This is a genomic window from Mangrovibacter plantisponsor, from assembly GCF_003182475.1.
Classification (GTDB): domain Bacteria; phylum Pseudomonadota; class Gammaproteobacteria; order Enterobacterales; family Enterobacteriaceae; genus Mangrovibacter; species Mangrovibacter plantisponsor.
The window spans coordinates 296366-308771 of sequence record NZ_QGTS01000006.1 but is presented as its reverse complement, the minus strand read 5'-3'; the positions used below and the strand labels follow the sequence as shown (position 1 = coordinate 308771).

Sequence of the window (12406 nt, the reverse complement as noted above, 5' to 3'; positions counted from 1 at the left end):
ACCGGTGTTTTTTTATCTAATTGAAAAGTAATTAGTTAAGAAGATTGCCGCCACGGACAATGCTATGAGAAGGAAAAAGTAAAAACGGGCGGTGTGCACAATATTGATGCTTGCTTTGCACGTTGATGGTGCGTTTTGGCGGTGGCAATGCAAATCACCTGCGGCTGGCCTTTACAGCCTTTCAGCGCATAGCCACCTCGCGCTGCATCAGCCCGTTGCTCCACAGACTGGTGAGTAGGGTTATCTTCGCCCAGACCGATTGAGTCGTGGGCATACACCATCACCCTTACAGCTGGTACGGTTCAAGAGGCTGGCCAGTATATGAACGAGAAGCGTGCAGCACTTGATTTATGGCTGGCTACTATCATTCCAGCATCATGGGATGATTACAGGGCATTTGGATAAGTCTGATGTGGCGTTATTCGTGTTTATGGGTCTCGCTTAAAATATTGTTAGCTATATGGCTAATATTGTGATTATGAGTTAGTTTATTAGCTATATAGTTAACTTTGGGTGTTTACATGGCCAGCAGACAGGAAATCGGTAAAACGGTCAGCGAGAAACGTAAAGCGCTTGGGTATACCCAGCAGCGCCTCGCGGAGCTAACCGGTATTCACAAAGTCACTATCTCAGAAATAGAGAATGGTCGTTTTACAGGCTCATTCGATATCTTCGAGCGCTTGCTTGATGCGGTTGGCTTACAGTTTAACGTGACACCTAAACGTCACGAATTACCTGATTGGGATGAGATTGATAGCTTGTTTTCGGAGGATGACTAATGGCCGTCGAAGCGAGCTTACCAGGTCAATGCATAAGAAGCGTGCAGCACTCAATTTATGAATTTATTTAATTCATGCCATATTAACTGGAGATGCCAGCAGTTACCTGCCAGACCGAACTATGATCCATTGCTGGCATAACGGCAGCCGAATAATACCGTTGGTATGGCAAAACGTACTGCCCGGCGGTGTTTATTAACAGGGGATGATCTTACGGGTGAAATTGCAACCGGAATGTTGCGAATTGTATAAGCTGAATTGTTTCAGCTCTGGGGCTTTTTTTTAAAGTAATTCTGGCGCAGTTACGCTTTCCGGGGAATAACCATGTTATTCATTATTGGGTGGTTGATTAATATATTCCCCAGGTAGTGAGCCAGCATAAAGTGACTTTATGGCAAAGTAAAGTATGCCATTAGCCGGAACACCTTCAATGGTGGGTTTCTGCCAGTGGCAATGGCACCGGCGGGGTGGCATGCAGTGCGTTTAAGAACAGAGTTACCGCGTTCTCAATCACTAAAGGGGTGCCGGTGATATTTTTGGTATAGAAAGAGATTGCCAATTTTTCAGTGGTTGCTTTGGTAATATGCACAAAATAATACTCGGCTAAACCATAACTGGCTTTCAGAATAGCGTCTTTGTCGTACTGGGTTTTATCCAGTAACAGAGTAAAATATTCACCCAGTGAGTTAGAGCCTTGTACCACAGTTTCCATTATCGAAACCTCACATTAAATCCATCTTTAAGTTGCCTTGCAAAGTGGCGCAGCTAAGAAGCAGAACCTGGCGCCAGGAAAAGTTTTAATAGTCTTTTACGGTATTTCTCCGCGTTTTGGGGGAGATGCATTTTGATTTAAATCACTATGTTGTTAATTAACCGCTGCAATGGTTTTTGGGGCTTTTGTAGTATATTTTTCAGACAGCGATAATACCCGTGCATCATGCTGAGTGTGGTTCTCTTTTTGGTTACTCTTTTCACGGTGGAAAGCAGTTGCAGCATTATCTGCCGTATAAATATTGTGCTGCCTGGGGGCGGGGTAATCAGAGTTGGTTTGCCGTTATCCGGCTTTCGGGAGCGTTGCTTCCCGGGCGAGCGGGAAGCAACAAAAGGAAGGGTTAGTTTAATTCAGGCCAGTATGCTTTATTCGCCTCAATAAGGTCATCGAGAATCGCTTTGGCAACCGTGGCGCTGGGCACTGTTTTTGACAGGGTAATGGCCTGCCACAGCTTTTGGTAAGAATGCTGTTCCCAGGCATCCACCACCAGTTTTTCCACCGCCACCTGCTGGCCCATCATCCCTTTCTGGAAATGCGGGATTTCGCCAACAGTCAGGGGTTCCGGGCCATTCTTCCCTACCAGGCAGGGGATCTCCACCATGGCATCGGCATCAAAGTTGGCAATTGCGCCATTGTTGGGAACAATCAGCAACATGCGCTCCTGGGTGTTGAACGCAATGGCAGCAGCCAGGTCAACAATGTAAGAAGCATGTTCGTCGATTTCCAGTTCTCCCGCACTGGAATTCCCTGCTTCAATAATGGCCCGGCAGGCACCAAATACCTGTTTTTCACGGTGGTCCATTACTTCGTTTGCCCGCGTTCTTTCCGGGTTGGAGTGAGCCACCACATAATCCGGGAACAGGTAATACTTCAGGTAGGTATTGGGCAGGGTTGCGCTGTCCAGCGCCTGGACATCTTTTGCCTTGGCAAAGGTATCGTTCCAGCTGGCTTCAGTATGGGTATCTTTTGCCGGGGGAACATAGCCGTGTTGTGCCACATAGGCTTTCAACTGTGGCATTAAATCATTACCTGCCAAATCTTCGATTTGGGTCCACCAGCCGAAGTGGTTCAGGCCGTAGTAACGTACACGCATTTGCTTGCGGTCTTTCAGCCCGACAATTTGCGCCATACGCCCTTCAATGCCAATGGGCATATCGCAAATATTGAGGATTTTTGCATTTGGTCGCAGTCTGCGGGTGGCTTCTGCAACAATGGCCGCCGGGTTGGAGTAATTCAGCATCCAGGCATTGGGGGAGTATTGCTCCATGTAATCCACCAGTTCCAGTACGCCGCCAATAGAGCGCATGCCGTAGGCAATCCCACCCGGGCCGCAGGTTTCCTGGCCCAGAACACCATGGCGCAGAGGGATTTTTTCATCCTGCTCACGCATTGGGTATTTACCCACGCGGATATGGGCCATCACAAAGTCCACGTCAGTAAAGGCTTCTTTTGGGTCGGTGGTGTAGCTGAACGCGATATCAGGCGCCTGCTCCTGCAGAATTACTTTGCAGGCTTCGGCGATAACTTCCTGGCGTGCGCCATCGTTGTCATAGAATTTCAGCGCTCGTAACGGGAAGCGGTCCTGGTTCGCCAGCAACATGAGCACAATGCCTGGGGTAAAGGTACTGCCGCCACCGGCGATTACCACTGAAAATTTATTTGTCATACTGCCTCCGTCATGGTGTTGGATTCATTCGTTAAAGCGGCTTTCATCAGGCTTTCAAGTTGGTCCCGCACCTGCGGAACATGCAGCCCGACAATCACCTGGATACTGTTGCCATGGCGCACCACGCCATGGGCGCCAAGGGCTTTGAAAACGTCGTCACTTTGGGTTTGCGCTATATCCACCAGGGCAATGCGCAGGCGGGTGGCGCAGTTATTGATGCTGTCGATATTGGCGGCTCCGCCCAGCGCTTCCAGGAACCCGAAGGCCTGGCCGGTACGGGTATCTCTGGTGGCAGGGGCCGGGGTTTTTCCGCGGGCAGCCTGGTAGTCGGCCTTGCTGTACAGGCGCACTTCACTGGCTTCGCGGCCGGGGGTTTTCAGGTTGAGCCGCAGAATCAGGGTGCGGAACACCACAAAATAGAGCGCGGTGAAACACAGGCCGACCCCAATTTGGGTGAACATCATGCCGCTGTGGTGGTGGAACATCGGGATCCAGTTTTGGGGTAAAAACTGGTCCAGTAAGCCGCCGCCAAAGTTGCCAACTACGCCACACAGGTACATCACTGTCGCCATGGTGGCAGCCAGCACGGCATGCACGGCAAACAGCAGCGGGGAGATAAACAGGAATGTGAACTCCAGTGGTTCGGTAATGCCCACCAGAACGGCGGTGAGTGTGGCCGGGATCAGCAACCCGGCAACTTTTACCCGGTTTTCTGGCGCGGCAGTGAAATACAGCGCAAGGGCAATTCCAACTGAGCCAAACACCTTGGAATTACCGTGTAAGGCAAAACCGCCTTCAGGGAACAGCGCTTTCAATGGTTCGCTGCTGTTGCTGAATTCTTGTAAATGTTGTGCCCAGTAAACCTGAATACCGCCTTCGACCGCGGCCGGGCCAAAGATAAACGGGCCGTAAATAAAGTGGTGCAGCCCGGTGGGGATCAGAATGCGTTCCAGGAAGGTATAGATCCACACGCCAGTGGCACCGGCAGTGCGTAAAAATGCCTGTAATGATTCAATGCCCATCTGGATTTTCGGCCAGCCCAGTAATGTCAGCCAGGCACAGGGGATCATTACCAGAAATGCAATAATTACAACAAATGACGTGCCCTGAAAAATACCCAGAAAAACGGGTAAGGGTTTATCGAAAAAACGGTTATGTAATGCCGTAACTATGCCGGATATAGCAATTGCGCCAATAATACTGGTATCCAGAGTTTTTATTCCGGCTATCAGTGTCAGGCCGCTTCCTGCAATGGGGTCCTGAGTAAAATCTACGCCGAAAAAATTTCCCCAGGTCATTCCTATGGCATTAATAAAATAGTTCCAGGTGAGGAAGCTGATTAGTACGGCAAGGCACGCTCTGGCCTGAGCCTGCTTCGCCAGGCCAATGGGCAGGCCGACGGCGAAGATCAGGGGCATATTGCGAAATACGCTCCAGCCACCTTCTTCGATAATATGAACAATTTGTGCAAATAAGCTTTCCGGCGCGGTCAGTGACTCCCCGACAAAAAGCGGGTTGCTGAGCATAATAGCTATGCCAACAACCATTCCTGCAAACGGAAATAATAATACCGGGGTGAACATCGCACCGCCGAAACGTTGTATTTGACTGAGCATTGTAAAATCCTCACATAAACCAACCGGGTAAGAGGCCTTATTTCATTGTCGTGCTGGCCGGTATTGAGAATAAGAACTGGCGCATGCGATGGCCGGGTGAGAACACCGGGTTTGTGATAGCTTTCAAAGTTTAATTACAGCGCATGATGTCTACTTTTTATTGTGAAACCAGACAAGTGCAGAAACTGGCTGAAGATGTGTTACTGGTTTTTCTATTAGTTAATTGTTTTTAAATAACTTTATAACGGAAACGCCAGTTCATTTTACTCATGGCTGAGGCAAAAAGAGGTCCAGTAGTGATCTACAAATCAATCGCAGAACGGTTACGGGTGCGCCTTAATTCATCGGATTATGCTGTGGGCAGCCCGTTGCCTGGTGAAAAGGCGCTGGCACAGGAATTTGGTGTGGCGCGCATGACAATTCGTAACGCGCTGGATTTACTGGTGAGCTGGGGGCTGGTGGTTCGCCGCCATGGCAGTGGCACGTTTGTCGCCCGTAAAGATGTTCACCATGAAACCAACAGTTTATGCGGCCTGGCGGAAGTGCTGCGCCTGCAGGGCAAAGAGGTTGCCAGCCAGGTGCTGAAATTTGAAGTGATGCCCGCACCGCCTGCAATTGCCCGGCAACTGCGGGTGCAGCTTAATGACCGGATCTGGTTTTCCCGCCGCCTGCGTTACGTGGATGGCAAGCCTTTGATGCTGGAAGACAGCTATATGCCTGTCGTGCTGTTTCCTTATTTATCGCTGGCGCATCTTGAAGGGTCGAAGTTTGATTATATTGAGAAAGAGTGTGGGCTGACGATTAGTGGCAACTATGAAAGCCTGACACCCGTGCTGGCAGACCGGCAACTGGCTGAACAGCTAAATGTTGCTGAGCACACGCCTTTGCTTAGGATCAGTTCGTTGTCTTACAACGACAACGGGGTATTCCTCAATTACTCAGTAATGTACCGTAATACTCGCGAATACCAGGTGGATTACCATTTGCGCCGTAGTGCGCCGCAACAGCCGTTATTGTGAGTGGTCAGAGAGCAGCAGGCAGGGTACTGATGCTGCTCTCTGGTGCGGGCTACTTACAGGTGACTGTTAGCGCGACGCTACCGCGATTATTGTGGTAGGTTTGCCATGCATCATTGGCGAAAGCGTAGAGGTAGCCGCTTGCCTTAGGTGTGAAGGTGGTTGTGTCACCAATCAGAAAGACTTCATGGGGTAATTTTTCATCCTGCTGGCTTCCCGAAGGAAAATCGTTGGCAACCATACCAACCAGCGCGAACCAGGGGTACTGTTCCTCACGTTTGGTGTACCAGAAATCAGCGGTGTGGTTATGGGTGAATTTCTGGTAGAGCGTTTCGGCTTTACCTAACAGTGATGAAACGCTGTGTGCCAGTTTGCTTAACTGAAATTTGCCGTTATCGCAGCCTGCCGGGCCACTGGGGATGTCACTATCCATCCATTCACCCTGCGCCTGAAAATGGTAGGTTTTCCCGGCTTCCAGGTACAACCCGGTTGCATTCCAGTGCTCACGGGCAAACACCGTAACAGTTGTATTGTCACCTTCAGCCAACACTGTGGTAGGCCAGTAGCTACCCTGGGTTAGCGGTGGGTTGTGGTAGCGGTTTAATGCAGACGAGTGTAACTGGCTGGCTTGCGTGGTAAAGCAGGGTACATTCCGCGGGCGGGTTTTCAGCGATTTAAAGACACCGGTAACGGAATCATGCAGGTAGCCCAAATAATCCGGGTGAAGCTGCGCCATGGTATCCGCGCGAAACACCAGCTCACAGGCCTGCGCTTCTTCCATCATCCATTGCAGGGCTCCGTCTGATAACGCACTTTGCCCATAACCCCCACCCACATCAGCATGGACACCAGGAAACCAGATTTGCTTCATATCCGTATGGGCTGTTTCATTGCTCCACAAGGTGGGGGAAAAGCTCTGGCGCTTTTCATCTATGGCAATGGCGTGGCGTGCGTGCTTCACAATATGACTCAGACTGGTATCGTGAAAGCGATAATTGTCCGGGTTGTCCAGCAGGTTGAGCAAAGCCATATCATCCGGCACACCCAGCGCACCGACTGTGTCCCACACGCCAATAAATTCAATACTGACACTGTGCCGGGTGGGAGCCCCCTGCGGCACATTGAAAAAAGCGTGCTGTGCAGTAGCGGTTACCGGTTTAGCCTCATTTTCTGGAGTCTTGTAGATCTCGAACAGGTCTTTAATTGCTGCCCAGCGTTGCTTTTCATCCATTTTCGACGCCACCGGATCCAGCAAACCGCAGCGGGCAATCATTCCGCCAAGGCTGCGCACGGTCCAGGAACCACGGCTGAATCCGAATAACCAGATACGCGCTTCTGGCTGGTAATTTTGTGTCAGCCACCCGTAAGCACTCATAATATTTTCATTCAGGCCTGCACCGGTGCCTCCTCCGGCCATGCGCTGAAGCCAGGTGCCGTCTGTACCCACACCGGGGTGATAATAACGGCGTTGTGCCGGGTTGTTCTCCAGCGCGTTATAGAGTTTCACTACATTAGTTGGCGCCGGGAGGTCGTCGTCCATTTGATCTGGCGTATTCCAGGTACCATCACAACAAATAATCAGATTGAGCATGGTTATATCCTGTGTGTAGGGTTGTTTTCGCTGCTCTGAAAGACAGGGCAATTATCCATTTATAGTTCATGGTTATTACATTTTGGCTATTTTTATTGCTGCCATAGTAGGGCTTATGGGCAACTCCGGCTGATGTATGCCGCTGGCTATTCATGCTTTTTTCGTATTTTTGGGAAAACCAGTACTGAGTCCCAATAATAATCAGGAAAACGGGATGTGAGAGCTGGTATTTGCGGTGTTTTAAACTACGTCGTATTTCACCGGTGCTAATTTTTCACGTAATTCCCAATTAATTTTGCATCAGGGCGTGAGTCTCATCACATAGAAAAATAACAGCGCGTTTATCCATATTTCCAGCAGGATATTTCCGGCGCGCCAACTATTTTCAAATCTGACTGTCGTTAAAAAAACGTAACAAAATCATGATAAGCGGCAACATTTCATGGTCTGTTGTGTATGCCGCATTTTCTTACCGCTGTCCTGACGAATAAATATGAGGCTGAAAATGAGTAAGCAATTTATTGCCAGTATGTTGTCTGCATTACTGATGGGGGCGGCGGTGTTGTCTGCGCCGTTGCACGCCGAAGAAAAAACGGTGGTGAATATTTCCAAAGTTGATGGTATGCCCTGGTTTAACCGCATGGGTGAAGGGGTGGTACAGGCGGGAAAAGACTTTGGCGTGAATGCCTCCCAGGTTGGGCCTGCCAGTACCGATGCGCCGCAACAGGTTAAAATCATTGAAGACCTGATTGCCCGCAAAGTGAATGCCATCACCATTGTTCCGAATGATGCCAACGTACTGGAACCTGCGTTCAAGAAAGCGCGTGATGCCGGTATTGTGGTGTTAACCAATGAATCCCCTGGGCAACCCAGCGCTAACTGGGATATCGAAATTATTGATAACCAGAAATTTGCGGCTGAATACGTTGAGCACATGGCGAAGCGTATGGGCGGTAAAGGCGGCTACGTTATCTATGTGGGCAGCCTGACAGTGCCGCAGCATAACCTGTGGGCAGATTTGCTGGTGAAATACCAGAAAGAGCATTACCCCCAAATGCATGAAGTGACCCGCCGTATGCCAGTTGCGGAAAGCGTGGATGATTCACGCCGCACCACGCTGGATCTGATGAAAACCTACCCGGACCTGAAAGCCATTGTCTCCTTCGGTTCTAACGGGCCAATTGGCGCAGGCCGTGCAGTGAAAGAAAAACGCGCGAAAAACAAAGTGGCGGTGTACGGCATGATGATCCCGTCTCAGGCAGCTTCGCTGATCCGCAGTGGCGATATTACTGAAGGGATCACCTACGATCCGGCAACGGCCGGTTATGCACTGACGGCTGTCGCCAGTACGTTGCTGAACGGCGGCGCCATCAAGCCTGACTTTGAAGTGAAGAACCTGGGGAAAGCGGAAGTGGATATGGATAAACATATCATTCGCTTCCACAAAGTGTTGTTGGTGAATAAAGACAATATCGATTCGCTGTATTGAGTTTGGTACAAGGCCAGGGGCGGTTATGCCCTCTGGCCGGTTGGTGCCAGCACCAGGACCGGGTGGATTACGATTATGGAACCGTTTCTTTCACTGCGTCATATCAGTAAAACCTTTCACGGCACCCGTGCGCTTAACGACGTGGCGCTCGATTTTCTGCCTGGCGAAGTGCACTGCCTTGCCGGGCAAAATGGTTGTGGCAAATCCACACTGATCAAAATTATTTCCGGGGTTTACCGCCCTGATGACGGTGCGCAGATAACTCTTGGCGGCCAGCACTGGTCGCGCCTGACGCCTTCGGCATCTGTTGCTCAGGGGATCCAGGTGATTTACCAGGATCTCTCGCTGTTTCCCAACCTGAGTGTGTGGGAAAACATTGCCGTCAACCACTACCACCACGGCTGGCTGGTGAAACGCCGGGCACTACGCCTGGTTGCTGAACAGGCAATGGCGAGTATTCATGTTTCCCTGCCACTGGATACGTCCGTGGAATCGCTGTCTATTGCCCGTTGCCAGTTGGTGGCTATTTGCCGCGCACTGGCCCAGGATGCCAGGCTGATTATTATGGATGAGCCCACGGCTTCGCTAACCCATCAGGAAGTGGAAGGGTTGCTGGCGGTGGTGCGCCAGCTTCGGGAAAAAGGTATCTGTGTGGTGTTTGTCAGCCACCGGCTTGAAGAAGTGCTGGCGGTGTCGGACAACATCACGGTTCTTAAGGATGGTGAACTTGTGGGCACTTACCCGGCAGCCGATATGACAACGCAACACCTGGGTTTCCTGATGACGGGGCAGCAGTTTGAATACCAGACTCGCGCATTGCGCCAGAGTGCGGGCAGTACGCCGGTGCTGGAAGTCGTGAACTTGTCACGGGCCGGGGAATACCAGGATGTGTCGTTTCAGGTGGAGGCCGGAGAAGTGGTGTCCATTGTCGGGCTGCTGGGTGCCGGGCGCACTGAACTTTGTCTGAGCCTGTTCGGGCTCACCCGGCCAGACAGCGGTGAAATCCGCATTAATGGCCGCCCGGTGAAACTGCGCAGTAACCAGGATGCGATCAGCCAGGGCATTGGTTATGTCTCAGAAGACCGGATGAACCGTGGGCTGGTAATGGCGCAGTCTATCGAGAATAACGTTATCAGCACGGTGTTCCCGCAGGTCACTAATACTGTGGGGCTGATTGATGAAACCCGTTGCCGGGGCCTGGTGTCCCGCCTGGTAAAAGCGCTGAGCATTAAAGTGCCTGATGTTCATTTGCCGGTGAATACGTTATCGGGGGGGAACGCCCAGCGGGTATCAATTGCCAAATGGCTGGCGATTACTCCCCGGTTATTGATTCTCGACAGCCCAACGGTTGGTGTGGATATCGCCAACAAAGCCGGGATTTACCAGATTATTAGCGACCTGGCGAACCATGGTATCGCGGTAGTGATGATTTGCGATGAAATTGAAGAAGCCTGGTACCAGAGCCACCGTATTCTGGTGATGCAGCAGGGGCGGTTAACCCACAGTTTCCTGCCAGAAAACAGTACACAAGAGATGATAGCCGGGGTGGTCAATGGCTGATTTATTCAAACGCCACGAAACCTGGCTGGGGCTACTGATTGTGGTGCTGTTTGCCGGGTTGGCCTGGAAAAGCGATGAGTTTTTTACCCTGGGTAACCTGTATGACCTGGTGAATAACTATGCCATGTTAACCATTCTGGCCTGCGGGCTGTTTATGGTGCTGATTTCTGGCGGTATTGATATTTCTTTTCCGGCGATGACCATTATTGCCCAGTACGGCATGGTGTTGCTGTTGCATCACATTGGCGGCAACTTTGCCGTGGCGTTTTTACTGGCTGGCGGTATTGGCGTGCTGCTGGGCCTGGTCAATGCTCTGCTGGTTAATCGCCTGAATGTGCCGTCTATCATCATTACTATTTCTACGCTGAATATTTTCTACGGCCTGCTGTTATGGCTGAGCAAAGGGGTGTGGCTGTACGATTTTCCCCCCTGGTTCGAAAAAGGCATCATGCTGTTCAAATACACCGATGCAGATGGTTATGACTACGGGCTGAGCCTGCCATTACTGGCGATGTTGTCGGTGGTGGCACTGACCGGGCTTATCATGAATTTCACCACCACTGGCCGCAAGATTTACGCCATGGGCGGCAACCGGGAATCTGCCAGCCGTATTGGCTTCAGTGTGTTGCGGCTGCACCTGTTTGTTTATGGCTATATGGGTTTTCTTTCGGGTGTGGCGGGTGTGGTTCAGGCCTGGACAGTTCAAACCGTGGCGCCTGATTCACTACTGGGCTATGAACTGACAGTGCTGGCGGCGGTGGTGCTGGGCGGAACCAGTCTGGTGGGCGGCCGGGGTACGCTCACCGGTACATTATTAGGGGTGATTTTACTGGCGGTAGTACAAAACGGCCTGAATTTACTGGGCGTATCCTCTTACTGGCAAACACTGATTACCGGCAGCATCATCGTTGTGAGTATCAGTGCGACTGCCTGGAGCCAGCACCAGAACCGGAGTCTGTTATGAAAATCGCCTGGCGTAATAATGTGGAGTTTTACCTGGTGGGGTTGTTGTTGCTGGTGGTGGCCGCTTTCAGTGTACTGATGCCGGATATTTTCTGGTCGGTCAGTAACTTTCAGTCAGTGGCGTCACAAATGCCGGTGCTGGGGATTCTGGCGCTGGCAATGGCGATGACCATGTTATGCGGTGGGATTAATCTTTCGATTATTGGCACGGCCAACGCCTGTTCACTGGTTATGGCCTGGGTGGCAACCAGTTATCCGCCGGGCTGGCTTTCTGCACTGGGTGCGTTGGGTGCCGGTGCAGGCACTGCGGTGCTTATCGGCTTATGTAATGGCGTATTGATTGCCGGGATACGGGTATCGCCGATTCTGGCAACCCTTGGCATGATGACCTTGCTGAAAGGTATCAATATTTTGATAACCGGCGGCAGTGCCATTGCCAATTACCCGGACTGGGTGTTGTGGCTGAACCATGCCCAGTGGTTTGGTATCCCGCTGCCGTTGTGGCTGTTTGCGCTGGTGGCGCTGGGGCTGTGGGTGCTGCTGGAGAAAAGCCCGTTGGGCCGCGCCATCTACCTGATTGGCTCCAATGAACGGGCAACACGTTATGCCGGGATTAATACCCGCCGGGTGCTGATTCAGGTGTATGTGATTTCTGCGCTGTTGTGCGCGGTGGCCGCGTTTTTAATGATGTCCAAACTGAACTCTGCCAAAGCCTCTTATGGGGAATCTTACCTGCTGGTGTCGATTCTGGCTGCGGTTCTGGGCGGGGTAAACCCCGATGGCGGTAGCGGGCGTATTATTGGCATGGTGCTGGCGTTGTTTCTCCTGCAAACCATTGAAAGTGGCTTTAACATGATGGGAGTCAGCCCTTATCTCACCATGGCACTGTGGGGCACATTACTGCTGTGCTTTATTCAGGTGCGCGGCATGATGGGGGTATCCCGGCCAGGTTGA

The 12406-nt window shown here is 51.2% G+C and carries 10 protein-coding genes and 1 pseudogene; 6 read left to right on the top strand and 5 right to left on the bottom strand.

Annotation, left to right across the window (positions count from 1 at the left end):
- Nucleotides 1–209: 209 nt before the first annotated feature.
- Nucleotides 210–293 (bottom strand): annotated as a pseudogene (locus DES37_RS26185) (hypothetical protein); the annotation flags it as partial.
- Nucleotides 294–521: 228 nt separating this feature from the next.
- On the opposite strand from DES37_RS26185, the gene DES37_RS11840 reads away from it, so the two are divergent.
- Nucleotides 522–779, top strand: coding sequence for a helix-turn-helix domain-containing protein (locus DES37_RS11840; RefSeq protein ID WP_110025897.1), 258 nt, complete (start codon nucleotides 522–524; stop codon nucleotides 777–779).
- Between the two features lie 427 nt (nucleotides 780–1206).
- Here the strand turns inward: DES37_RS11840 and DES37_RS11835 are convergent, their stop codons facing one another.
- The 3 genes from DES37_RS11835 to DES37_RS11825 all read right to left on the bottom strand — a co-directional run bounded on the left by DES37_RS11835 (nucleotide 1207) and on the right by DES37_RS11825 (nucleotide 4833).
- Nucleotides 1207–1491 (bottom strand): hypothetical protein, encoded by a 285-nt coding sequence (locus tag DES37_RS11835; RefSeq protein WP_110025896.1) that lies wholly within the window; start codon nucleotides 1489–1491, stop codon nucleotides 1207–1209.
- 400 nt (nucleotides 1492–1891) lie between these two features.
- Nucleotides 1892–3217, bottom strand: coding sequence for a 6-phospho-alpha-glucosidase (locus DES37_RS11830; RefSeq protein WP_036106662.1), 1326 nt, complete (start codon nucleotides 3215–3217; stop codon nucleotides 1892–1894).
- Complete coding sequence (locus DES37_RS11825) at nucleotides 3214–4833, bottom strand: alpha-glucoside-specific PTS transporter subunit IIBC (RefSeq protein ID WP_110025895.1); 1620 nt, start codon at nucleotides 4831–4833, stop codon at nucleotides 3214–3216. The genes DES37_RS11830 and DES37_RS11825 overlap by 4 nt, the downstream gene beginning before the upstream one ends.
- A 296-nt stretch (nucleotides 4834–5129) precedes the next feature.
- Between DES37_RS11825 and DES37_RS11820 the strand changes: the two genes are divergently transcribed.
- Nucleotides 5130–5852 (top strand): GntR family transcriptional regulator, encoded by a 723-nt coding sequence (locus DES37_RS11820; RefSeq protein ID WP_110025894.1) that lies wholly within the window; start codon nucleotides 5130–5132, stop codon nucleotides 5850–5852.
- A gap of 49 nt (nucleotides 5853–5901) precedes the next feature.
- Here the strand turns inward: DES37_RS11820 and DES37_RS11815 are convergent, their stop codons facing one another.
- A complete protein-coding gene (locus DES37_RS11815; RefSeq protein ID WP_110025893.1) occupies nucleotides 5902–7440 on the bottom strand; it encodes a DUF2235 domain-containing protein in 1539 nt (512 codons plus the stop codon).
- Between the two features lie 505 nt (nucleotides 7441–7945).
- On the opposite strand from DES37_RS11815, the gene DES37_RS11810 reads away from it, so the two are divergent.
- The 4 genes from DES37_RS11810 to DES37_RS11795 all read left to right on the top strand — a co-directional run bounded on the left by DES37_RS11810 (nucleotide 7946) and on the right by DES37_RS11795 (nucleotide 12406).
- Nucleotides 7946–8929, top strand: coding sequence for an autoinducer 2 ABC transporter substrate-binding protein (locus DES37_RS11810; RefSeq protein ID WP_036106927.1), 984 nt, complete (start codon nucleotides 7946–7948; stop codon nucleotides 8927–8929).
- Between the two features lie 75 nt (nucleotides 8930–9004).
- Nucleotides 9005–10489: a sugar ABC transporter ATP-binding protein gene (locus tag DES37_RS11805; RefSeq protein WP_110025892.1), complete on the top strand. Its 1485-nt coding sequence runs from the start codon at nucleotides 9005–9007 to the stop codon at nucleotides 10487–10489.
- Nucleotides 10482–11453 (top strand): ABC transporter permease, encoded by a 972-nt coding sequence (locus tag DES37_RS11800; RefSeq protein ID WP_110025891.1) that lies wholly within the window; start codon nucleotides 10482–10484, stop codon nucleotides 11451–11453. Before DES37_RS11805 ends, DES37_RS11800 begins: the two co-directional genes overlap by 8 nt.
- Nucleotides 11450–12406: an ABC transporter permease gene (locus DES37_RS11795; RefSeq protein WP_110025890.1), complete on the top strand. Its 957-nt coding sequence runs from the start codon at nucleotides 11450–11452 to the stop codon at nucleotides 12404–12406. The genes DES37_RS11800 and DES37_RS11795 overlap by 4 nt, the downstream gene beginning before the upstream one ends.

Bases quoted from the DNA above. Each gene is read 5' to 3' on its own strand.
- DES37_RS11840 (WP_110025897.1), top strand. From the start codon at position 522: ATGGCCAGCAGACAGGAAATCGGTAAAACGGTCAGCGAGAAACGTAAA.
- DES37_RS11830 (WP_036106662.1), bottom strand. From the start codon at position 3,217: ATGACAAATAAATTTTCAGTGGTAATCGCCGGTGGCGGCAGTACCTTT.
- DES37_RS11810 (WP_036106927.1), top strand. From the start codon at position 7,946: ATGAGTAAGCAATTTATTGCCAGTATGTTGTCTGCATTACTGATGGGG.
- DES37_RS11815 (WP_110025893.1), bottom strand. From the start codon at position 7,440: ATGCTCAATCTGATTATTTGTTGTGATGGTACCTGGAATACGCCAGAT.
- DES37_RS11800 (WP_110025891.1), top strand. From the start codon at position 10,482: ATGGCTGATTTATTCAAACGCCACGAAACCTGGCTGGGGCTACTGATT.
- DES37_RS11825 (WP_110025895.1), bottom strand. From the start codon at position 4,833: ATGCTCAGTCAAATACAACGTTTCGGCGGTGCGATGTTCACCCCGGTA.
- DES37_RS11805 (WP_110025892.1), top strand. From the start codon at position 9,005: ATGGAACCGTTTCTTTCACTGCGTCATATCAGTAAAACCTTTCACGGC.
- DES37_RS11835 (WP_110025896.1), bottom strand. From the start codon at position 1,491: ATGGAAACTGTGGTACAAGGCTCTAACTCACTGGGTGAATATTTTACT.
- DES37_RS11795 (WP_110025890.1), top strand. From the start codon at position 11,450: ATGAAAATCGCCTGGCGTAATAATGTGGAGTTTTACCTGGTGGGGTTG.